At 70.5% G+C, this 22,022-nt stretch carries 18 protein-coding genes; 11 read left to right on the plus strand and 7 right to left on the minus strand.

The genetic code is table 11. The features are described 5' to 3' along the window. Nucleotides 1-4: 4 nt before the first annotated feature. The 3 genes from Q0W60_RS10825 to Q0W60_RS10835 form a co-directional block, all read right to left on the minus strand. Nucleotides 5-1,093, minus strand: coding sequence for a glycosyltransferase (locus tag Q0W60_RS10825; protein WP_297695424.1), 1,089 nt, complete (start codon nucleotides 1,091-1,093; stop codon nucleotides 5-7). 98 nt (nucleotides 1,094-1,191) lie between these two features. Next, the gene (locus Q0W60_RS10830) at nucleotides 1,192-1,734 is read right to left on the minus strand and encodes an adenylyltransferase/cytidyltransferase family protein (RefSeq protein ID WP_297695426.1); all 543 of its coding nucleotides are present in this window, start codon (nucleotides 1,732-1,734) and stop codon (nucleotides 1,192-1,194) included. 49 nt (nucleotides 1,735-1,783) lie between these two features. After that, a complete protein-coding gene (locus Q0W60_RS10835; protein ID WP_297695428.1) occupies nucleotides 1,784-4,045 on the minus strand; it encodes a hypothetical protein in 2,262 nt (753 codons plus the stop codon). Nucleotides 4,046-4,230: 185 nt separating this feature from the next. Between Q0W60_RS10835 and Q0W60_RS10840 the strand changes: the two genes are divergently transcribed. After that, the gene (locus tag Q0W60_RS10840) at nucleotides 4,231-4,536 is read left to right on the plus strand and encodes a hypothetical protein (RefSeq protein ID WP_297695430.1); all 306 of its coding nucleotides are present in this window, start codon (nucleotides 4,231-4,233) and stop codon (nucleotides 4,534-4,536) included. A gap of 25 nt (nucleotides 4,537-4,561) precedes the next feature. On the opposite strand, the gene Q0W60_RS10845 is transcribed toward Q0W60_RS10840, so the two are convergent. Both Q0W60_RS10845 and Q0W60_RS10850 read right to left on the minus strand, forming a co-directional pair. After that, nucleotides 4,562-6,697, minus strand: coding sequence for an AAA family ATPase (locus tag Q0W60_RS10845; RefSeq protein WP_297695431.1), 2,136 nt, complete (start codon nucleotides 6,695-6,697; stop codon nucleotides 4,562-4,564). A 298-nt stretch (nucleotides 6,698-6,995) separates the two neighbouring features. Then, the gene (locus Q0W60_RS10850) at nucleotides 6,996-7,685 is read right to left on the minus strand and encodes a polysaccharide biosynthesis/export family protein (RefSeq protein WP_297695433.1); all 690 of its coding nucleotides are present in this window, start codon (nucleotides 7,683-7,685) and stop codon (nucleotides 6,996-6,998) included. 47 nt (nucleotides 7,686-7,732) lie between these two features. Between Q0W60_RS10850 and Q0W60_RS10855 the strand changes: the two genes are divergently transcribed. Together Q0W60_RS10855 and Q0W60_RS10860 are read left to right on the plus strand one after the other, a co-directional pair. After that, nucleotides 7,733-8,089, plus strand: a complete 357-nt coding sequence (locus tag Q0W60_RS10855) for a hypothetical protein (RefSeq protein ID WP_297695444.1) — start codon at nucleotides 7,733-7,735, stop codon at nucleotides 8,087-8,089. A gap of 179 nt (nucleotides 8,090-8,268) precedes the next feature. Continuing rightward, nucleotides 8,269-8,946, plus strand: coding sequence for a sugar transferase (locus Q0W60_RS10860; RefSeq protein WP_297695446.1), 678 nt, complete (start codon nucleotides 8,269-8,271; stop codon nucleotides 8,944-8,946). Between the two features lie 13 nt (nucleotides 8,947-8,959). Here the strand turns inward: Q0W60_RS10860 and Q0W60_RS10865 are convergent, their stop codons facing one another. Then, a complete protein-coding gene (locus Q0W60_RS10865) occupies nucleotides 8,960-9,601 on the minus strand; it encodes an arylesterase (RefSeq protein ID WP_297695448.1) in 642 nt (213 codons plus the stop codon). Between the two features lie 51 nt (nucleotides 9,602-9,652). Between Q0W60_RS10865 and Q0W60_RS10870 the strand changes: the two genes are divergently transcribed. Genes Q0W60_RS10870 through ppc form a run of 3 tightly spaced genes read left to right on the plus strand, consistent with a single transcriptional unit; the run spans nucleotide 9,653 to nucleotide 15,584 of the window. Continuing rightward, nucleotides 9,653-10,333: an ABC transporter ATP-binding protein gene (locus Q0W60_RS10870; RefSeq protein ID WP_297695450.1), complete on the plus strand. Its 681-nt coding sequence runs from the start codon at nucleotides 9,653-9,655 to the stop codon at nucleotides 10,331-10,333. Then, nucleotides 10,330-12,849, plus strand: coding sequence for an FtsX-like permease family protein (locus Q0W60_RS10875; protein WP_297695452.1), 2,520 nt, complete (start codon nucleotides 10,330-10,332; stop codon nucleotides 12,847-12,849). The genes Q0W60_RS10870 and Q0W60_RS10875 overlap by 4 nt, the downstream gene beginning before the upstream one ends. 38 nt (nucleotides 12,850-12,887) lie before the next feature. Beyond that, nucleotides 12,888-15,584 (plus strand): phosphoenolpyruvate carboxylase, encoded by a 2,697-nt coding sequence (gene ppc, locus Q0W60_RS10880; RefSeq protein WP_297695454.1) that lies wholly within the window; start codon nucleotides 12,888-12,890, stop codon nucleotides 15,582-15,584. Nucleotides 15,585-15,587: 3 nt separating this feature from the next. On the opposite strand, the gene Q0W60_RS10885 is transcribed toward ppc, so the two are convergent. Then, a complete protein-coding gene (locus Q0W60_RS10885; RefSeq protein WP_297695456.1) occupies nucleotides 15,588-16,331 on the minus strand; it encodes a Crp/Fnr family transcriptional regulator in 744 nt (247 codons plus the stop codon). A 944-nt stretch (nucleotides 16,332-17,275) separates the two neighbouring features. Here Q0W60_RS10885 and Q0W60_RS10890 point away from each other — a divergent pair. From Q0W60_RS10890 to Q0W60_RS10910, 5 genes are read left to right on the plus strand one after another with little or no spacing between them, the layout of a single operon-like run. Continuing rightward, nucleotides 17,276-18,535, plus strand: coding sequence for a sodium:proton antiporter (locus tag Q0W60_RS10890; RefSeq protein ID WP_297695458.1), 1,260 nt, complete (start codon nucleotides 17,276-17,278; stop codon nucleotides 18,533-18,535). 13 nt (nucleotides 18,536-18,548) lie between these two features. After that, the gene (locus Q0W60_RS10895) at nucleotides 18,549-19,319 is read left to right on the plus strand and encodes an SDR family oxidoreductase (protein WP_297695460.1); all 771 of its coding nucleotides are present in this window, start codon (nucleotides 18,549-18,551) and stop codon (nucleotides 19,317-19,319) included. A 10-nt stretch (nucleotides 19,320-19,329) separates the two neighbouring features. Continuing rightward, entirely contained in the window at nucleotides 19,330-19,911 is a 582-nt protein-coding gene (locus Q0W60_RS10900; protein ID WP_297695462.1) for a hypothetical protein, read from the plus strand. A gap of 58 nt (nucleotides 19,912-19,969) precedes the next feature. Beyond that, complete coding sequence (locus Q0W60_RS10905; protein WP_297695465.1) at nucleotides 19,970-21,154, plus strand: CoA transferase; 1,185 nt, start codon at nucleotides 19,970-19,972, stop codon at nucleotides 21,152-21,154. Next, nucleotides 21,151-21,903, plus strand: a complete 753-nt coding sequence (locus Q0W60_RS10910) for an enoyl-CoA hydratase/isomerase family protein (RefSeq protein WP_297695467.1) — start codon at nucleotides 21,151-21,153, stop codon at nucleotides 21,901-21,903. The genes Q0W60_RS10905 and Q0W60_RS10910 overlap by 4 nt, the downstream gene beginning before the upstream one ends. Nucleotides 21,904-22,022: the final 119 nt, after the last annotated feature.

Below are 22,022 nucleotides of genomic sequence, written 5' to 3' on the forward strand. Positions count from 1 at the left end.
GACGTTAAGGGACAGCTCGCGCATGACGCCGCGAGCCCGCCCCGCCTCGCGCCGCATCGATTGCCGGGGCGGCCTCACTTTTCGAGAGCGCGGGCAGGGAGGCCATCGACCGCCAGCGGTGCAGCCGACGAAGCAGAGCGCCCGCCGCGCCCCGCAGATCGAGCAGAATCGCGGCCACCGAGATCGCCGCGGAAAGCACAGGTCGGCGCCGCATCAGGGCGATGGTCCGCGCCCGCTTGAGGCGCGAAGCGAGGATCCGGCCTTCGGTGACGAGGCGCCGCAGCAGGTTTGCGCGCGACAGCGCCACGTAGTGCTCGATGGGAAGATCCGCTTCGCCGCGCCGCCGCCGCTGATAGTTGCCGAAGATGGTCTCGTTGTGGAAGTGCTGCGTCCTGGCGTTCAGGGCCGACACCGATGCGCCGTGGACCCGGAACCGGGTGAGCTTCTCGGGCTGCATCAGGATCGGCCAACCCGCCTCATGCATCCTGAGCAGCATGTCCACGTCCTCGGTCCGGTCGAACCGCGAGTCATAGCCGCCCAGCCCCAGCACGACCTGGCGCCGGTACATGACCGTGGGGTGGGGATAGGTCAGTCGCCCGCCATAGCGCAGCTGCAGTTCGACGTCGCGCATGGTCTCCAGCCTGGGCGTGTGAGCGCCCCGCACGACGCCGTTCTCGTCGATCAGCCAATAGTGCGAGGCGGCCCCGCCGAGGTGCGGCCGCTCTGTCAGGAAGGCGACCTGCCGCTCGAGACGGTTCGGCTCCATGACGTCGTCGGCGTCGAGCCGGGCCACCAGCGGCGCGCGGCTCAGGCGTAGGCCGTCGTTGGTGGTCGCCGAGGTGCCTCGCCTGGCGCCCCGGATCAGGCGAAGCCGCGGGTCGGCGAAGGATTCCACAATCTCGGCCGTGCGATCGGTCGAGCCGTCGTCGACGACGATCAGCTCGAAGTCGGTGAAGCTTTGCCTGAGCACGCTCGCCACCGCCTCGGCGATGTAGCGCTGGGCGTTGTAGGCGGCGATCACCACCGAGACCGCCGGATCGTCCGAGCGGCCCGTCTTCCGGCCCAGCGGGCGCTCTTCCACGATTGCGTCCATGGCTCGCCGGCGCGACGCCCCTCATTGCCACCTCATCCATAACGCAAAGCTGGGCCAGACGATCCAGGCGCGGCGCTCCGGAGCGCCTGGCGGACGACTCAGGAGGGCGCGCCCTCGCCTTGCGCCCGGCGGCGCCAGAACTCGCCCCAGTTGGCGAGGAAGTCGCTGCTTGACCAGGCCTTGTCGCGGCCGACGCCGTCGATGATCTCGATGCCGAACTCGCGGCAGACCTGTTCCTCCGAGGCGGGCAGGGACTTGCCGGCGACACGATCGCCGCCCTTGGTGAAATAGCGCGGCCGCACGGCGCGCAGCGCTTCGGCGACCGTCGGGTCGCCCGTGACCTCGAACTTGACGACGTAGTCCACGCCGCGCAGCGCCGAGACGATCGCGCAGCGGGTGTCGATGTCCTGGAAGTTCATGCCCTTCTTCTGACGCAGGAAGTCGTCGCCGTTGACGATCACCACCAGGGTGTCGCCGTACCGCTTGGACTCCACGATGCAGGTGACGTGCCCCGGATGGATCGGGTCGAAACCTCCGGAGGTCGCCACGATGGTCCCCATCTCCTCGCCGCGCGCATCGCGCAGCTTGGCGAACGCCTCGAGCGTGAGGATCGGCGCATAGGTCTCGGGGGAAGACGTCACGGATGCAAGCCTTGTGGGGTTGAAAGGATCACTCGGGGGGCGATGGGCCTCAGCTCGCACCGCCGGGCGGCTCCGACACAGGCCTTTGCCCGGCGGCGGCGTCCAGCAGCAGGTAGAGCCGCCCGCTCCCGGAGGCGAGCAGGCGAGCGAGCGCGTCGCTCCGCTCCGGACCGGCGAACTCGGCGAGCCGTCGGTCGAAGGAGACCAGATAGGCCGCGCTGCGGGCCGCCAGCGCCGGGTTGCTCCTGAGGCTCGCGGAGAGCCGCGAGACGGCGGTGGGGGCGAGCCTCGCCACCAGGTGGCGGGCCCTGGGGCGCTCACTGCCGGCCACGGCCGCGACCACATCGCCCAGCGCCTTGTCGGCCACGGCGCGCATCGGCTCGATGCCCATGCGCTGCAGCTGGCGCAGCAGTTCGCGCTCGTCGTTCTGGGGCGGCGCGGCCGCGTCGGACTGCGCCGGCGAGGCCTCCGCCTCCCATGCGGCGCGGAGCGCGCTCGACCAGCGCTCCTCGGTCATGTCGACGACGGCGTCGTCGGCGTCGACGGCCTGGGCGGAAGCTGGCGGAGCCGCCGTCTCCGCCTTGGCGGATTCGGGAGGGGTCGCGGGCGCGGCGTCCGGCTCGGCGACACGAGCGGCCGCGGAGCGGGCGCCGCGGCGGGCGATGCGCGGCGCCGGGGCATGCTCGGCCGCTGCGGCCGAGCCCCTCCGCTCCCGCTTCGGCTTCTGGGCGGTTCCGGGATCGGGGTCGAGCGGGAGCGCCGGCGGCGTTGCGGCGGCCGGATCGGCCCCCATCAGCCGCAGCGCGTCACTGAGCGAGGCGAAGTGGCGGCGCATCCGCTCCTGGAAGGCCTCGTCGACCGCCCGGGCTTCTTCGCTGGTCCGCCGCGAGACCTGCAGCAGCTCGTCGGCCGCGCGCGCCACGGTCTCCTGCAGCCGCCCCAGGGACTCGCGGCCGGCCTCGGGCAGCCGCTCCGCCCCCTTCTCCAGCACCGAGACGGCGCCCGTCCATTCCTCCACCGCGGCGCGCGCCGCTCCGGCGATTGCGGCCATCCGCTGCTCGGCGCCTGCGCTCCAGGACTCGACCAGCTCGGAGGAGCTTTCGAGTTGCCGGCGCGTCTCCTCCGACAGCCGGTCGGCGGCGGTTCGGGCCTGCTCGGTGGACTCGGCGAGGGCGGACAGGATGCCGCGGGCGTGCTCCTGCAGCTCTTCGCGCTGTCCGGCCGCGCTCTGCGAAATCGAGGCCAGCACCTGACTCATGGTCTCGTCGCGCCGGCCATGCTCGGCGCGCGCGGTCTCGAGCGCGGCGGCGAATCGTTGGTCCGCCTGTTGCAGCAAGGCCAGCAGTGTCTCGCCGCTGCTCTGGACCGCGGCCGCCGCCTGCTCGGCGCTCGCGCGCGAAGCCTCCACCAGGCCGGTGAGCCGGGCGGCATGCTGGTCCATGCTTGCGCCGAGCAGGTCGGTGTCGACGCGCAGCGACTGGGCGGTGCGGTGGACGGCCTCGCTCTGCTCGCGAAGCGCTGCGGTGGCGTTTTCCACCTGCGCCACCAAGCCGATCTGCTGCAGGCCGGAGAGCTCCCGCTTGAGCTGCTCACCCGCCGCTGCGACGGCGCGGCCGGCGTCCTCCGCGGTGGCGGTCAACCTGCGCGACTGCTCCGCCACGCTCGCCTCGGCGAGGTCCAGCTGCGTCTCGGCCGCCCGGGTCGCCTCGCTCAGCGCTTCGGCCTGCCGCGAGGCGAGCTCCGCCAGCCGCGCGCCGCGGGTCTCCAGGGCCTCGATGTTCTCAGCGAGCTTCTGGTTCTGGCCCTCGACGATGCCGGCCAGCTCCCCGGCGGTCCTGACCGAGGCGACCGAGGCGGCGTTCAGACGGTCGGCTTCGCGCGCTAGCGCCTCGCGCAGCGCCGTGGCGCCGCCGGCGGCCGTCTCGGCGGCGCTCGCGCTCCGCGCGATCTCTTCGCGCAGGGATCGCAGGACTTCGGCCGGGCCGGTCCACTGCGAGGTCTCGGCGAGCGCACGTTGCGCCGTCCCCTCGGCGCGGCTGGCCTGCAGCGCGAGCGTCTGTCCCTGCTTGACCAGGTAGGCGGCGCCCCACACGCAGGCGGCGGGGCCGGCGGCCAACAGCACCAAGAGCGCCAAGGCGAAGGCGTCATCGTGGATCGGGGCGACCTGCCCGCGATAGCCGATGGCGAAGGCGATCGGGGCCGCGGCCCACAACAGGGAGATGGCGAGGGCCGCGATGTAGACCGGCTGGCGGGCTCCCGCTGAGGCCTGGCCCCGCTCGTCCTTCGACTGTCTTCGGAGGTTGAGTTTCATCGCCTTCGCGCTCGCCCCGTTAAGCCCGAGCCCGGCGCCCAGCTTCCATGCGGGGCCGCTTGACTTCAAGCGACTTGCGCGCCGAAAAGTTCATTGTCTTCCGGGCTTGCGGCTCGCGCAGGAGGCGAGGACCTTTCCCCCGGCCGGCGTGTTCGCCGCGCGCCGGACGAGACTGGAGTTGAGCGATGCCAGCCGAGACGCTTCCGCCTGCGAAGCCGATCTTCGTCGATCGCCCCGAGGTCTCGGAGGTGTTCGCCGACGGCCTGGCGCGCCTGTTCTTCGACGGGGTCTGCGTGCGCTTCGAATTCTACGTCAGCCGGTTCGACGAGCCGGAGGGCGATCAGCCGCCCAAGCAGTGGGCGTACACCGCGGCGCGAGTGATCATGTCGAGCAAGGGGGCGATCGAGCTGATGAACAACATGCGGCAGCTGGAGCGGATGTTGATCGAGCGGAAGGTGATCGCCCCCACGGCGGACTCAGGAGCGGGCTGAGCCCGCTCCTGCCTCGCGGCCGCGCCTAGGCGTTGGCGATGTAGTAGTTCTTGAAGTAGCCGTAGTAGTCGCTGGAGTCGCCATAGCCATAGCGCGCCTGGCCCTTGACGTTGACCTTGGTCAGGAGCGCGCCCACGACATCGGCGCCGCATTCACGCAGAATGTCGACCGCCGACTGGGCCGCGCGCAGCGGGGTCTTGTTCCACTGCACGAGGTAGAGGACGCGGTCGGCCTTGCCGGCCAGGATGCGGGCGTCGGCCACGCCCAGGATCGGCGGGGCGTCGAGGATCACATAGTCGAACTGGTTGCACAGATCCCGCAGCACCTCGTCGGTGTCTGGGTTGGAAAACAGGTCGTAGGGGATCGACTTGCCGGCCGCCGGCAGCACGAAGCAGTTGCTCTTGGGATCGTGCACCAGCGCCTCCGACAGGGGGATCTTGTCCTGCACGACCTCGACCAGGCCCACGTCGCGCATTCCGATGAGCTTGCTCACCCCGCGCTGGCGAAGGTCGCAGTCCACCAGACACACGCGCGAGCCGCTGAGCGCCAGGGTGCGCGCCAGGCAGAACGCGGTCAGGCTCTTGCCTTCGCGCGGACCGGCCGAGGTGATGGCGATCAGCTTGGCGTCGTCGTCGTGGGCCGAGACCATCAAGAAGGCGCGCAGGTTGCGGAACGCCTCGGAGAAGCCCGAGAACGGATGGCTGACGAGGTATTCCTGCGGCTGGGCGTCCGGACCGCGCAGGTTCTTCGGCTTCACCGAGCGGAAGTCCGGCAGCACGCCCGCGAACGCCACGCCCAGCTCACGCTCGACGTCGAGGCGCGAGCGCAGGTGCTTGTCCCAGAACTCGGCCATGATGATCGCCGCGCTCGCCGAGATCAGGCCCGCGAGAAGCGCCAGCACCGCGCCGAGCTTCATGTTCGGCGACGAGGGGGCCGAGGGGACGGCGGCCTGCGAACTGATCTGGGCGTCGGCTTGCTGAATGCCGCCTTCGGCCGCGACTTCCTTGGCGCGATTGAGGTAGGCGTCGTAGATCGCCTTGGCGGCGTCGGCGCGCTGCTGCAGGCCCACCAGTCCGACGAGCGCCTGGTTGTTCGAGGCGATGCCGCCGGCGGCCTGGCCGCGACTGGCCAGCAGCGAGGACTCGCGCCCCGCCGCCGCCGTCGCGTCGGCCTTCAGGCTGGACATGATCCGGTTGATCTCGGTCTGGATCTCGGCCCGCACGTCCTTGAGCTGCGCCTGGGTGCGTTTCACGTCGGGATAGTCGTCCGTGAAGTCAGTCTTCAGCTGGGCGAGCTTGACGGACAGCTCGGCCTCGCGCTTGCGCAGGTCCTTGATGGTCTCGGAACCCAGCGCTGCGCCGACGTCTTGGCCGCCGCCGCCCGAGCGCAGCTGCGACTCGGCCGCCGCCAGCCGCGCGGCCTTTTCGGCGTGCTCGGCCTTGGCCGCGGCGATCTGGGTGTTGAGGTTGGTGACTTCCTGCTCGGCCATGGTCGCGCCCTCGGCGCTCATCAGCCCATGGGCGTTCTTGTATTCCTGGACATTGGCCTCGGCCACTTCGGCGTCGCGTCGCATCTTCTCGAGGCTCGCGCCGAGCTCGTGGTTGGCGCGCGACACCTGGGCGATCTTATCGTCCAGCTGCTTGGCGAGGTACTCGTCCATGTAGACGTTGGTGAGCGTCGCCGCCTTCTGGGGCGAGATGGACGAGGCGCTGACGTAGACCACGTAGGTCTGGTCCGCCCGATGCACCGACATGTCGTGGAGCAGGTTGGAGGCGACGCGCGCCACCAGCCTCGGACTGGGATTGGCGATGGGCGCCTTGGGCGGAATCAGGCCGAAAAGGCGGGTCGACTGCGAGGGGTTGAACTCCGGATCGTTGTAGAGCTTGAGCCGCCGCACGACGCGTTCGGCCAGCGCATCGGACCTCAGGATCTCGACCTGGGTGTCGACGGCGTTGACGTCGGCCGGAGAGACATACCCCTGCGGTTGCTGGGCCTGCGCGAGGTTCTCGCCCTTGGGATCGATCACGATCGCGCCCGTGGAGGTATAGGTCGGCGTCTTCAGGGCGAATGCGGTCACCGTCACCAGGAACACGGCTCCGCCGACGCCGAGCGCCAGCCTGGCGCGCTGCAACAGGATCCCGAACAGCTGCCGAAGGTGCATGCGTTCAGGCTCGATCGGTCGGAAGGCTTGCCCGAGCGGTGCGGGCAGCTCATGCGAGATCGGAATGAGACTGTTCATGTGTGACCTGCGTTGGGACCATCTGGCGACGGCGGAAGTCCCAACAGGCCCGAGTTGCGGATGAGCGCCGCGGAAGCCTCGGCGCCACCCCCTGTCCTACTCGGGCCCGGCAGGCCCCACCGGAAGAAACTAGCTTGGCCAATAACCCCCCGCGCCTGAGGCGGTTCCTCGGCGACGCCAACAGAGGGGTCAGCAGCCCGGACGTCGTTGCCGCGGCGCCTCACCAGGGACGGATCAACATGCCGAGCAGTCCGAGGAACGAGCCGCCCTGGAAGTTCTGCATGAACGACTTGGCGCCCGACTCGTCGACCACGACGATGTCGTTGCCGTAGACAGCCGGGTCCTGCTGCTTGCCGTGGCGGATCTGATCGAGGTCGTAAAAGGCGCTGCGGCGCTGGCCCCCCACCGTGCGGAAGATCGCCACCCGGTGCGTGTTGGCGAGCCTCGGATCCGGACCGGAGGCCAGCGCGACGGCCTGCAGCAGAGTGGTCGGGCCGGGCAGGGGATAGACGCCGGGCTTGCTGACGGCGCCGTCCACGGTGACCTTCTCGCCCATCGCGTCCTTCACGGAGACCACGACGATGGGATCCTTCATGTACTTGCGCTTCAGCGCCGTGGCGATGTCGTCCGACAACTGCTCCGGCGTGCGGCCCGCGGCCTGCACCTGGCCGATCAGGGGCAGCAGGATTCGGCCGCTCGGATCCACCTGCACCTCTTTCGAAAGGTCCGGCAGCTGCGAGACGTTGACGTCGAGCTTGTCCTGCGGACCGATCGTGTAGTCGGTGACGCCGGGCGATGAGTGGAAGCCTGCGTCCGGCGGGGGAAGGATGGTTGTGGCGGCCAGGGCGGAGGGCGCCGCCAGCGCCAGGACGGCGGCGGCGGCGAGCGAGGACGAGCGCCTGCGCATCATGTGAAGCTCCAAGGAATCGCGACCAACGATTTGTGGCGCACCGCCACATGGCTCCAACTCCCACTCTGGTCAGGCTGTTCCGCGGCGCGGCCAAGAAGGTTGTGGAATCGGGCCGTAAGCCGCCCCGCCGGCCGCCCATCGCGATCGGCGCAGGTCAGGATTTGGGACAAGCTGTGCAACCGCAGCGGGTCAGGCGTGTTTTCGCCTGCATGAGCCGGGAGACGGAATCCGAACCGCGGTCGTTCGCTTATTCGCTGTCCCAGCGGGAGGACGGCTGGGCGTGGTGCGTCTATGACGAGGACGGCCTCACCGTGGCCAATGGGGCGCAGGTCAGTCGGGCGGCCGCTCTGGCGGCTATCGAACGACGACTGTCGCCATCCTGCGACGAAGAAGCCGCCGCCTAGATCGGTGCGCGGGGCCCGTGCGGGCCCGTCGTTTTGCGCGCCGGCTCGGGTCGTGGGCCGCCCTCAGACCACAGAGATGATCATTTTCTAAGCTGTCGGAACCACCAACCGTAGCAATTGGTTTTCGGTCCGTTAACGCGGCGGAGAGTGGCTCCGCCGGCCAGCTTCCGAACTGATCGATGTCCGAAATTGTCTATGTGAACCGGGTCTCGCATGGGACCCGGCAGCGGTTGCGCAAGGTCTCGACCGACGAGGTCTTGACCGAAACCATGAACTTGCTCATCGCGATTGTCGCGTTGGTGTTCCTGGCGCCGGTGATGATCGCCGTCGCGATCGCGGTGTTCGCCCAGGACGGCGGACCGATCCTGTTCGCCCATCGCCGCATCGGCCAGAACGGCCGCCATTTCTACTGCCTCAAGTTCCGCACCATGGCCGTCGACGCCGAACGCCGGCTGGCGGATCTCCTGGCCAGCGATCCCGACGCGCGCGCCGAGTGGGAGCGGGATCACAAGCTCCGCAACGATCCGCGCGTGACCCCGCTGGGCGCGTTTCTCCGGCGCTCGAGCCTGGACGAGCTGCCGCAGCTGTTCAACGTGCTGCGCAGCGAGATGAGCCTCGTCGGGCCGCGTCCGATCGTCGACGCCGAGATCGCCAAGTACGGCCGCCGCTTCGACCACTACTGCGCGGTGCGGCCGGGGATCACCGGGCTGTGGCAGGTGAGCGGGCGCAACGACACGAGCTATCGCACGCGGGTCGCCCTGGACTGCGTCTATGCCCGCGAGCGCAGCATCGTCCTGGACAGCTACATCATCCTCGCGACGGTGCCGGCGGTGCTCAGCCGCCGCGGATCCTACTGAGGTCGAGTCGGCCTCAGCGGCGCCCCCGCATCACCTTCGCCACGACCGGCGCGAGGCGGGCCGCGATCATTCGCACGCCGCGCGCATTGGGGTGGATCCCGTCGGCCTGATTGAGCGCGGGATTGCGTTCCACGCCTCCCAGCAGGTCCGGATAGAAGGCCACATGGTGGGCGCGGGCCACGTCCGAGAAGGCGGCGTCGAAGTCGCGCGCATAGCCGGCCCCGATCTCCCGCGGCGCGTGGATCCCGCAGAGCACGACGCCCAGGTGACGCTCCGCCAGTCGGGCGAGGATCTTGTCGAGGTTGGCGCGGGTGGCCTTTGGGTCGAGGCCCTGCAGCAGGTCGTTGCCTCCCAGGGCGACCACCACGACCGAAGTGTCCGGCCGGATCGAGAAGCCGAGACGCCCCAGGCCGTCGGCGGTGGTGTCGCCGGAGACGCCGGCGCCGCGAACCGTGTTCGCCACGCCCAGCCGTTCGAGCGCGAGGTGCAGCTGGTTCGGCAGCGCGTCGCGTCCCGGCAGGCCGAGCCCGGCCGTGATGGAGTCGCCCAGGATGGTCACCACCTCGCCGCGGGCGGCGAGCGCCCGCACCGGCAGAGCGGCCAGGCTCGCCGCGAGCAGCGTGCGGCGGGAGAGGCGGTGAGATGTATCGGCCATACGCCTGTCCTATGTAGGAGAAGACGCCCGTCGCCAACGCCTGAGGCCCGATTGCCCGCCGCCGATCCGCTGATCCTGGACCGTGTGTCTCTGACGCTTCCCTCGCCGGCCGGCCCGGTGGAGATCCTGCGCGAGCTGGACGTGCGCGTGGGGGCGGGAGAGCGGGTGGCGCTGGTCGGGCCGTCCGGGTCCGGCAAGTCGTCGCTCATCGCCGTGGCGGCCGGGCTCGAGCGGCCCACCGGCGGCCGCGTGCTGCTGTTCGGCGAGGACCTGGCCAGGCTGGACGAGGACGGCCGGGCGCGGCTTAGGCGGGGCCGCGTCTCGCTGGTGTTTCAGTCCTTTCACCTGCTGCCGAACATGACCGCGCAAGAGAACGTCGCCGCCCCGTTGGAGATCGCGGGGCTCGCCGATGCGACCCGCACCGCCCGCCACTGGCTCGACCGCGTTGGTCTTTCGGCGCGCGGGCATCACTATCCGCACCAGCTCTCCGGGGGCGAGCAGCAGCGGGTGGCGCTGGCCAGGGCGCTTGCGCCTCAACCGCAGCTGCTGTTCGCCGACGAGCCCACGGGCAACCTGGACGCGGCCAATGCAAACCAGGTCGCCGAGCTGATGTTCGAGCTGGTCGCCATGACCGGCGCGGCGCTGGTGCTGGTCACCCACGACCTGGCCCTTGCCGGCCGCGCCGACCGGATGGTTCGGCTCCGCGACGGGCGCACGGTAGAGACCGCATGACGCCGCTCGCCGCCCGCTTCGCCGCCCGCGAACTGCGGGCCGGCGTCCGGGGATTCCGCATCTTCCTGGCCTGCCTGGCGCTAGGCGTCGCGGCGATCGCCGCCGCGGGCTCGACGGCCGAGGCGTTCCGTCAGGGCCTCGCGAGCCAGGCCCGCGAGATCCTCGGCGGCGACCTCTCGATCACGGTCCAGCAACGGCGCTTCTCGCCGAAGGAGCGCGCCTATTTCGCGAGCCTCGGCCGGGTTTCAGTGGCGGCGGCGAACCGCGCCATGGCCGAGGCGCCTTCCGGTGAGCGGCGGCTTGTGGACCTGCGCGGGATCGAGGGTGACTATCCGCTGGCCGGCAAGGTGACGTTGAACGGAGCGCCGTCGCTGGCCGCAGCGCTGACGCCGGACGGCGACGCCTGGGGAGCGGCCGTCGAGCAGTCCCTGCTCGATCGCCTGCACCTGAAGCTCGGCGATCGCTTCCTCGCGGGAAACGTGCCGATTGTCGCCCGGGCCGTGCTGCTGGAGGAGCCGGACCGCCTGGCGCGCGGCTTTGCGCTCGGGCCCAGGGTCCTGACCCGCATGGGCGCGCTGCAGGCCGGCGGCTTTCTCACCCCGGGGCTGCCGTTCGGCGAGACGGTGCGGATCGCGCTCCGGCCGGGGCTCAAACCGAAGCCCACCATGGCCGCGATCAAAAAGGCGTTTCCGGGCGAGGCGTTCCGCATCCGCGAGCGCGACGACGCCGCGCCGGGCGTCAACCGGGTCATCGACCAGCTCGAGTATTTCCTCGGTTTCATCGGCCTCGCATCCTTGGTGGCGGGCGGCCTGGGCGTCTTCGGCGCGGTCAGCGCCTATCTGGAAGCCCGCAAGCCGGCCATCGCGACCCTGAAGGCGCTCGGCGCGCAAGGCGCGCTGATCCGCGACCTCTACCTGATCCAGATCGGCGTGCTCGCGGCCTTGGGCGTGGCCATCGGACTGGCGGCCGGGGCCGCCGCGCCGCTGCTCCTGGGCGCCATCGTCAGGGACAAGCTGCCGGTGCCGGCGCTGTTCGCCGTCTATCCCTGGCCGCTCGCCAAGGCCGCCGCTTTCGGCCTCCTGTCCGCGGCCGCCTTCTCGCTGGCGCCGCTGGCCAGAGCCCGAGCGACGCCTCCCGCCAGCCTGTTCCGCAGCGACCTCGCCGGCGCGCTGCGCCTCGGCCCTGAAATCATCGGCGCGGGCCTGGCCGCCGCCGGACTGGCGGCGCTCGCCATCGTCACTGCGCCCACGCCGCTTGCCGCCGGCATCATGATCGGCGGGGTGGCGGGCGCCTTCCTTCTGCTCTGGGCCCTCGGTTCGGGGGCGGCGCGGGCGGCGGGCCGCGCGCGGGTGGCCGCCCGGGGCCCGATGCGGATCGGGCTCGCCAACCTTGCCGGCCCGCGCTCGGCGGCGCGGACCGCGGCGCCCGCCATCGGCTTGGGCGTCGGCCTGCTGGCGGCCGTGGTGCTGATCCAGTCGAGCCTGCTGGCCGAAGTGACGGAGGTCGCGCCGCAGACCGCGCCGGCCCTGGTGTTCACCGACATCCCCGGCGATCGCGCAGCGGAGTTCGACGCGGTCGTGCGCCGCGCGTTCGGCCAGCCGCTGACCCGCGACACCTACCTGCGGGTCCCGTTCCTGACCGGCCGGATCGTCAAGGTCCGCGGGCGTCAGGTCGACACCAAGCGCCTGGTCCAGTCGGAGCGCTGGGCCTACGACAACGACGTCTCGCTCTCTGCGATCGGCCCCGAGCCGCCCAATCCCGGAATCACCGACGGCGGCTGGTGGCCGGCCAACTATGCCGGTCCGCCTTTGGTGGCGCTGGATGAGGATGTCGCCGGGGCGACGGACCTGAAGATCGGCCAATCCGTCACGCTCTCGATCCTCGGCCGCGACATCGACGCCCGCGTGGCGGCGCTGCGCAAGGTGGAGTTCGGCAGCTTCGGCGCGAGCTTTGCGCTGGTGATCTCACCGGACGCGCTCGCCGGCGCGCACCTGCACGACGTGGCGATCGCCAAGGCGAGCCGCCCTCAGGAGCAGCGCGTGATCCGCGCGCTCGCCGGCCCGTTCCCGCAGGTGAACGTGATCTCGGTGCGCGAGCAGTTGGAGGCCGCGACCGAGCTCTTCGATCGGGTCGCCCTGGCGGTGCGCGGGGCGGCGGCAGTGGCGGCCTTGGCGGGCCTGCTGGTGCTGGCCGGCGCGATCGCGGCGCGCGCCCGCGAGCGGACGCGGGAAGCCGCGACGCTGAAGGTGCTGGGCGCCTCGCGGGCGCAGATCCTGGCCGCCTATGTCCTGGAGTATGGCGCGGTGGGCGCGATCGCCGGGGCCGCAGGCGTGGCGCTCGGCTACGCCGCCGCCTGGCCGGTCGTGGTCAAGGTCTTCAAGATCCACTGGAGCGTGGATTGGGCCGGCGTCGGCGCCCTGTTGGCGGGCGCGGCCGCGCTGGCCGCCATCGGCGGCCTGCTCGCCGCCTTCCAGGCGTTGTCCAAACGCCCGGCGGCGGCGCTGAGGACGGAATAGGGGCTGACGGACCCGCGCGATCGTGGCTTCTTCCGGCCATGAGCCAGTCGCTCCCCGACCAGCTCCGGGCCACTGTCCGCTTCATGGGCCGCGTGCTGGGCGATGTGATCCGCGCCCAGGACGGCCAGGCTGTGTTCGACCAGATCGAGGAGATCCGCCAGGCCTCGGTCGCCTTCCACCGGGAGGGCACGCCCGAGGCCGCGGCCCGCATGGCCGAGCGGCTGGCCGGCCTGAGCCTCTCCGACACGGTCCGCTTCGTCCACTCCTTCGCCTGCTTCCTGCAGATCACCAACATCGCCGAGGACCAGATCGACCGCCGTCGCGGTCGCAGCGGCGACGCCCGCCCGGACACCCTGGCCGGCGCCCTGCGCACCCTGCGCGCCGAAGGGACCGGTCAGGACGCGGTCGCCGAGCTGCTGCGGGGCGGACTGATCGCGCCGGTGATCACGGCCCATCCCAGCGAGGTGCGCCGCAAGAGCGTCCTCGATCGCCAGGGCGCGATCGCCGACGAGCTCGACGCCTTCGACCAGGCGGCCAGCGAGCCCTCACGGGAGGCCATCGAGCGGGAGCTGAACCGCCAGGTCTCGATCTTCTGGCGTACGCGGCTGCTGAGATCGGTGAAGCCCGAGGTGGCCGACGAGATCGAGAACGCCGTCTCGTTCTTCGAGCGGAGCTTCCTGGCCGCTCTGCCGGCCTTGTACGCCCACTGGCGCGACGTGCTGGCCGACGGGGGCGGGCTGCCCAGCTTCCTGCGGGTGGGCTCCTGGGTCGGCGGCGACCGGGACGGCAATCCCTATGTCACGGCTGAGGTGCTGCAGGCCGCCGTCGCGCGCCAGGCCAAGGCGGCGCTGGCGCTCTACCTCGAGCGGCTGCATGCGCTCGGCGCGGAGCTTTCGCTCTCCGAGCGGCTGACGGAGGTGACGCCGGCGCTCGAGTCGCTTGCAACCGTCTCGGTCGACCGCTCGCCGCATCGCGCGGAGGAGCCCTATCGACGGGCGTTGATCGGCATCTACGCTCGGGTCGCGGCGACCTACCTCGATCTGACGGGCGAGGCGCCTCCGAGAGCGCCCGCGGGTCCTGCGCCGTCTTACGACCATCCCGAGGCGCTCCACGCAGATCTGCAGATCGTGCTGGACTCGCTCCTGGAGAAACACGGGGCGGTGTTCGATCGCGGGCCGTTGCCCGACCTGATCCGGGCCGTGGACGTATTCGGCTTCCACCTCGCCACGCTCGACCTGCGCCAGAACTCGGCGGTGCACGAACGCGTGACCGCCGAGCTGCTCAAGACGGCCGGCGCCTGCCCGAACTATGCAGACCTGGACGAGGCGGCGCGCTGCGAGCTGCTGCTCAGAGAGCTTGGGCACGGCCGCCTGCTCTATTCGCCCTTCGCCCGCTACAGCGAAGAGACGGCCCGCGAGCATGCCGTGCTCTCGGCGGCGGCGGACGTGAAGCGCCGCTACGGAGCCCGGACCATCCGCTGCTATATCGTCTCCAACACCACAGCCGTCTCCGACCTCCTGGAGGTCTATCTGCTGCTCAAGGAAGTCGGGCTGTACTCGCCCGGCGATCCGCCGCGGACGGAGATCTTCGCCGAGCCCCTGTTCGAAACCATCGAGGACCTGCGCGCCGCCCCCGAGACGATGGCGCGATATCTGGAGCTGCCGCTGATCAGAGAGCTGCTCGCGCCCTCCGGCCTGCAGGAGGTGATGATCGGCTATTCGGACTCGAACAAGGATGGCAGCTATCTCACCTCGACCTGGGAGCTGCACAAGGCCTCGCGCGCGATCTGCGCGGTGGTGGGCGAAGCGGGCTTGCGGCTGCAGCTGTTCCACGGCCGGGGCGGGGCGGTGGGTCGTGGCGGCGGCTCCAGCTTCGAGGCCCTGCTCGCGCAGCCCCGCGGCACGGTGAACGGCCGCATCCGCATCACCGAACAGGGCGAGGTGGTGTCCAACAAGTACGCCGATCCCGAGATCGCCCAGCAGAGCCTGGAGACGCTCACAGCAGGGGTCGTCCTGGCCTCGCTGCAGAAGGCCGCCGGGGGGCAGACGACGCCCGCCCACGGCACGGCGATGGACGCGCTGGCGCGCTCGGCCATGGCCGCCTACCGCGCACTGGTGTTCGAGACGCCCGGCTTCGTCGACTACTTCTACGCCGCCACCCCGATCAACGAGATCGCCGACCTGAACATCGGCAGCCGGCCGACGGCGCGCTCATCGACGCGCAGCGTGCAGGCGCTCAGGGCCATCCCCTGGGTGTTCTCGTGGTCGCAATCGCGGGCGATGCTGCCCGGCTGGTACGGCTTCGGCTCGGCGGTGAAGGACGCCGGCGTCCCGGTCGCCGCGCTCAGGGAGATGCACGAGGCGTGGCCGTTCTTCGCCACCACGCTGGCCAACATGGAAATGGTGCTGGCCAAGGCCGATCTCGGCATCGCCAGCCGCTATGCCGGCCTGGTGGAGGATCGAGCGCTCGCGACCACTGTGTTCGACCACATCCGCGCCGAATGGGACCGCACCCTCGAAGCCCTGCTCGCGATCACCGGTCAATCGGCGCTGCTCGAGAAGAGCCCGGATCTCGCCGCGATGATCCGCTCGCGGCTGCCGTACATCGATCCGCTGAACCATCTGCAGATCGAGCTGATCCGCCGGCGGCGTGCGGGCGACGGGGACGAGGCCGTGCTCGAGGGCGTCCACCTGACCATCAATGGCATCGCCGCGGGCCTGCGGAACACCGGCTAGGGCTCAGGCCGCCTTGATGGGTTGGACCGCGGTGGTGCGGTAGTCGCAGATCTTCGCCAGGGCTTCCGGCTGCAGCAGGATGGCGACGCCCGAGCGCAGCTCGATGAGGCCGCCGCGGCGAAGCTGCTGCAGGGTGCGATTCACGTGCACGATGGAAAGACCCAGGGCGTCGGCCAGGATCTCCTGTGTCAGCGGCAGCGGGAAGCGCTGCTTGTCGCCGAGGCCTGCGATCTCCAGCCTCTGCTGCAGCTCGAGCAGGAAATGCGCCACGCGCTCGTAGGCGGTGAGGCGGCCCAGCCGGGCCACGTGATCGAGCAACAGCGCTTCTTCCAAGCACTCCATGGCCGCAAGCGCACGGGCGAGCGCGGGCGTCGCACCCCTTCGAACGGCCTCGAGAATGGGCGTGGCGTCGACGGTCTCGAGGGCGGTCAGCGCCACGGTCGCGGCGAGCGCCGGGCGGCGTGCGAAGCCGATGCCTTCGCCCGGGAGCATGAAGCTGAAGATCTGACGCCGGCCGTCGACCATCAGGCGCTGACGGCACGCCCAGCCGGACACCATGAAGCGCGGGCCAGCACTGACGCCGCCCTCGGCGACGAGCTGCGCGCCCGGCGCATGCCGCTCCCGCCGCTCGGCAAGGCCGCGGACGATCTCCACGTCGGCATCGGACAACGGCGCTAGGCTTCGCAAACGGCGGACGATCGGATCCATGGGACGAACGCCCAAATGAGTGCTGAAGCGGCCCTGCATCGCGCGCCCCTGTCTGATGAGGCGGTCGCGCCGCCCCAAGCTGCACCTCGGCCTTGAGCGTCATGCCCGCAGCCCGACGAACGGTTAACCGACATGAACAACAAAGGTTCCTGTACGGCGCCGTAGCATCAAGAATTCCCAGGAGTAGCGGCTGGATAACGCTCGTCGCGTCCGAGCAGAAACAATCTCCAGGCTTTGGGTTTTCTGAAGTATAGTGTGTCAGCCTCGGTCTCCGCCGCCACGACTAGTCAGATGTACGCGTTTACAATGCGAGGCTACGCAACAATAGGCGGCTTCTTCGGACTGTCTGATCGGGACGATGCTCCCGTTCAAGGCAGATGAGCGCGAACAGCGCCGGCGGCATCGGCCATCAATTGTGTAGATCGGGCCCGCCATCGGCTCCGACCCGGCTCATTCCGCAGCACCGGGCGCGGCCGGTCAATGATCTGCGGCACGTGATAGGTTGCGAGCAGGCCCTTCACATCGCCCGGGCTCGAAAGCGCCCCGGTGTCGGGGCGCGCGCGAGGACTCGGCGGTCCACTTGTTGTCGCCGGGCCGCTGTTCGGAGCGCCGGTCGAGACTGTGAACGCCGCCTTCAGTTCTGCACATTGTTGACGGTGATCTCGCTCAGCCCGGGACAGCGCGTGGAGGCGTAGCCCTTGGCCGGCATCGTCCGCTGGCTATCCTCGGCCGGAATCGCCGCGGCGGCGCCCGTGCCGCCTGGCGGGACGGGGGGTCTTGTGGGCGGCCCCGGCAGGCGGGGCGGGCTTACGCTCGCAGGCGGAGAGGAAGAGCGAGATGCCGACGGCGATCAGCGCCAGGGTTCGGGGGCCTGCGCTGCGGGCCGACCGCCCAAGCTGCGCGCTCCGCCGCTCCGCCCATCTCGTACACCCCAGATCGACGTTCACGCCGGTAACGCCAAGCTGGCGTCGGAGGATCATTCCATGACCCCTTTTCAGCTGGCGGCGCTGTTCCTGAGCCTGGTGGCGGCCGCGGGCTGGCTGAACGCCAGGTTCCTGCGCTGGCCGGCGGCCACCGTGATGGTCCTGGCCGGACTGGCCAACGCCGGCCCTCTGGTGCTGCTCGACGGATGGGCGCCCCGCGCCGGCGCCGGGCCGGTGATCGCGGCCGTGCACGGGCTGGATTTCCCACGCGCGGTGATGGGCTACATGCTGGCGTTCCTGCTGTTCGCGGGCGCCATGCAGGTGGACCTTTCCGAGCTCCGCCGTCGGCGGCTCTCGGTATGGTCATTGGCCACCCTGGGGGTGCTGGCCTCCACGTTGATCGTGGGCGTCGGCCTCTGGCTCGCCGCACGGGCGCTCGGCCTGCCGCTCGGCCTGGCCTGGGCCTGCGTGTTCGGCGCCCTGATCAGCCCGACCGACCCCATCGCGGTGCTTGCGGCGGTGCGCGAGGGTCGGCTCTCCAAGGTGCTGGAGGTGGTGCTGCAGGGCGAGGCTCTGTTCAACGACGGCGTCGGTATCGTGGTCTTCACCGCCGCGCTGGCGATCGCCGTGGGCGGCGGCCAGGTGAGCCCGGTCGCCACCGTCGCGCAGGTGATCGTGCAGGCGGCCGGCGGCCTGGTGCTGGGGATCGTCGCCGCGAGCTTGGTGATCCGCGTGATGCGCGCCATCGACGACTACGCCGTGGAGGTGACGCTCTCGCTGGCGCTGGCGACCGGCGTCTACGCCATCGCCCGGTCCCTGGGCGTCAGCGGGCCCATCGCGGTGGTCGCCGCGGGCCTGCTGGTCGGCGACGGCGGCATCCGGACCGCCATGAGCGAGACCACCCAGCGCTATGTGCGGGCGTTCTGGACGCTCGTGGACGAGGTGCTGAACGGCCTTCTCTTCCTGCTGCTGGGGCTGGAGGTGCTGGTGGTGCCGTTCGACGCCAGACTCGTGAGCCTGTGGGCGGCGGCGCTCGCCTTGGTGCTCGCCGCGCGGTTCGCCGTGGTGATGCCCTGGGGGGCCTATTTCCAGCTGCGCCAGAGCCAGAAGCACGCCGGCCTGGTACTCGCATGGGGCGGACTGCACGGGGCTCTGTCCCTCGCCATGGCGCTCTCGATCCCGAAAGGACCGGCGCAGGGGGTTATCCTTTCGACAACCTTCGCGGTAGTGATCTTCTCGGTGCTGGTCCAGGGTTTGACGTTCGGTCGGATCGCCGCCTGGCACGCCGGTGCGCCGCGAGACAGCCGCACGGGGTCTTAGAAGAGGGGACGGGATGGATCTGCAGCTCAAGGGGAAGACGGCGGTGGTGACCGGCGCCACGCGCGGCATCGGCCGCGCGATCGCCGAATTGTTCGCCGAGGAGGGGGCCAATGTCGCCATCTGCGCCCGCAATCCGGACCAGGTGGCCGAGGCGGTGAAGAGCCTCCAGGCCAAGGGGGTGAAGGCCTGGGGCGACGCCGTGGACATCGCCGACGGGCCGGGGCTGAAGGCGTTCGTGAGCAAGGCCGCCGAGGAATTGGGCGGGCTGGACGTGCTGGTCTCCAACGCCTCGGCCCTGGTTCAGGGCAATGCCGAGGATGCCTGGAAGGCGATGTTCGACATCGACATCATGGGCGCGGTGCGCTCGTTCGAGGCCGCCAGGCCGCACATGGAGAAGGCGGCGCAGCAGAAGGGCGATGCGGCCTTCGTCATCACCTCGTCCATCTCCGCGGCGGAGACCGACAATCCCAACTCCTACGGCGCCCTAAAGGCCGCCCAGATCCATTTCGCCAAGGGCGTCGCCCGGGAGTGCGCGCCCAAGAAAATCCGCTGCAACGTCGTCTCGCCGGGCACGGTGTTCTTCGAAGGCGGCGTCTGGGGGAACGTGAAGCAGAACGCGCCCGCCTTCTTCGAGCAGATGATCAAGCGCAATCCGACCGGCCGGATGGCCACGCCGGAAGAGATCGCCGCGGCCACGGTGTTCCTGGCGAGCCCGCGCTCGGCGTTCACCACCGGCGTCAACCTCGTGGTCGACGGCGCGATCAGCCGTCGCGCGAATTTCTGATCCTAAGCCAATGATCTATCATTATTATGAGCTCAGGCTGGGACGCGAGCGAGGGACCCAGCGAGTGCTGGCCGACCAGGTCTACTCCACCGGCGGTCCAGGGATCCTCGGCGTCTTCACGCCGCTGCTGGGCTTCGCCTCGAACGAGGCGCTGGTGCTGACCGACGATCGGGCGAGCCCGGACGCCGTCCTGAAGGGCTCGGGCGTGGTCGCAGCCGAGCGTCATCGGATGTCGCCGACGCTTCGCCCGCACCAGGAGGCGCGTCCGGAGCCCGGCGGGATCTACGTCCACAACTGGTTCAATGTGGACTCCGAGGGATTCGACGAGTTTCTGCGCCTCTCCGGCGCGGCCTGGCCGGATTTCGAAGGCGGATTCGATGCGAAGATCTACGGCCTGTTCGCCATCGAGCCCACCGTGTCGGAAAAGGCGGACGGGTCGCGCCGGCTGCTGCTGATGACCCGCTATCGCGACCTTGGGGAATGGCAGAAGAGTCGCGATCCCACGACGGAGGCCATGCAGATCTTCCTTCGCCGGCGCGAGCTCACCCGCGTTTCGCTGGCGCGCGCCTGCCTGCTGGCGCCGCCGCCCTAGCGCCCTTATCGTCCGGGCAAGCGTCCGAAGCGGCGCCGAGCGGAGAGAGGGAAGGCGGATGCGCGCGCTCGAAGGGCTGAAGGTGCTGGACTGCACCCACGTGATCGCCGGCGCCTATTGCTCGCTGATCCTCGCTGATCTCGGCGCCGACGTGATCAAGATCGAGCCCCCCGCCGGCGAGACCACGCGCGGCCATCCGGGCCAGGCGTTCCGCGCCTTCGATTACGTCAACCGCAACAAGCGGGCGATCGCCCTCGACCTCACCACCGACCGCGGCGCCGCGGTCGTCCGCCGCCTGGCCGAGACCGCCGATGTGTTCGTCGAGAACTACCGGCCGGGATCGCTGGACCGCATGGGCCTGGGCTATGCCGCGCTCCGCGAGATCAATCCCCGGCTGGTCTACGCCTCGGTCTCAGGTTTCGGCCTGGACGGCCCCTATCGCGACCGCGGCGGCTTCGACCTGATCGCCCAGGCGATGAGCGGGATCATGAGCTTCACCGGCGAGGTGGGGAGCGACAAGCCGGTCGCCGCGGGCGTGCCGCTGTCGGACCTGAACGCCGGAGTGTTCGCGGCGGTCGGCGTGCTGGCGGCGCTGCGCCATCGCGACCAGACCGGCCGGGGCCAGCACCTGGAAACCTCGCTGCTGGAGTCGGCGCTTGCCTATACGATCTGGGAGACCGGCCTCTATCTCTCGACCGGCGAGGTCGCCCGGCGACAGGGAACCCGCCATCGGCTGGCCGCGCCGTACGAGGCGCTGCGGACCGCCGACGGCTGGATCATCGTCGGCGTCAACAACCAGCGGCTCTGGCTGCGGTTCTGCGAGGCGCTGGGCGAACCTGGGCTGGCGACCGAGGAGAGGTTCGATCGCCCGAACCGCCGCGTGCGCAACCGCGACGCCCTGCAGGCGCGCATCGAGGGCGTGCTCGCGAAAGACACCACCGAGAACTGGCTGGCGAAACTCGAAGGCGTCGGCGTGCCGGCCGGGCCGCTGAACGACATCGCCCAGGCCTGGGCCGACCCGCAGGTCGCCGCCCGCGGCCTGCTGGCCGAGGTGGCCGGCCGCCGCTTCGTCCGCACGCCGATCACCTTGCACGAGACCCCCGTCGCCCTCAGGCGCGGTCCGGCCGAGGTGGGCCAGGACACCCGCGCCGTGCTGGCCGAGGCGGGGTTTGCGAGCGACGAGATCGAGTCCCTGATCCGCGCGGGCGCGGCGGCCGAAGAGCGCAAGGAGACAGCGGCGTGAGCGGTGAGGTGCATGTGGAGCCGGCAGGACACGGGGTGGTCCAGCTCACCCTCGACAATCCGCCGATGAATCCGCTCGGCGTGGAGATGCGCGCCACCTTCATGGCCGCGCTGGATCGGGTGGAGGCCGACGACAGCCTGCGCTGCCTCGTCATCACCGGGAAGGGCCGCGCCTTCTGCTCGGGTGACGACCTGAAGGCCGTGTCGCCTCAGGGGGAGGACCTCGCCGGCTTCGGGCGGCTGCTCGAGCGGCTGGAAGCCACCCGCGCGCCGGTGATCGCCGCTGTGAACGGCTGGTGCGTCGGCGGCGGGTTTGAGCTCGCCTGCTGCTGCGATATCCGAATCGCGTCGACCGAGGCGAAGTTCGTCTGCGCCGGGGTGAACGTCGGGCTGATGGCCTCGACCTATCGGCTGCCCCGCCTGATCGGCGTTTCGCGGGCCAAGGCCATGCTGCTCACCGGCCTGCCGCACGACGCCGAGACCGCAGAGCGCTACGGGCTGACGACCGGCGTCTATGCGCCCGAGGCGCTGATGCCGGCTGCCCTGACGCTCGCCGAGCGGATCGCCTCGCGGGCGCCGCTCTCCGTCGAGGCCACCAAGCGCACCGCCAACCGCGCGCCGGACCTCTGTCCCGAGGACGCCAACCGGATGCTGGGGGACGAGCTCCGCGTCCTGCGCAAGAGCCAGGATCACAAGATCGCCGTCGCCGCCTTCCGCGAGCGCAAGGACCCGCTGTTCACCCGCAGCTAGCCTGCATTCCTGCGATCGCGCGAAACGCCGCACGACGGCTGGGCGATGGCGGGCAGGGCCGCTTCGGCCTATATGGGCGGCCGATCGGGCGGCGGCACGGCGTTGCGATTCGCCGTCAT

It is taken from the genome of Phenylobacterium sp. (assembly GCF_025934275.1).
Taxonomy (GTDB): domain Bacteria; phylum Pseudomonadota; class Alphaproteobacteria; order Caulobacterales; family Caulobacteraceae; genus Phenylobacterium.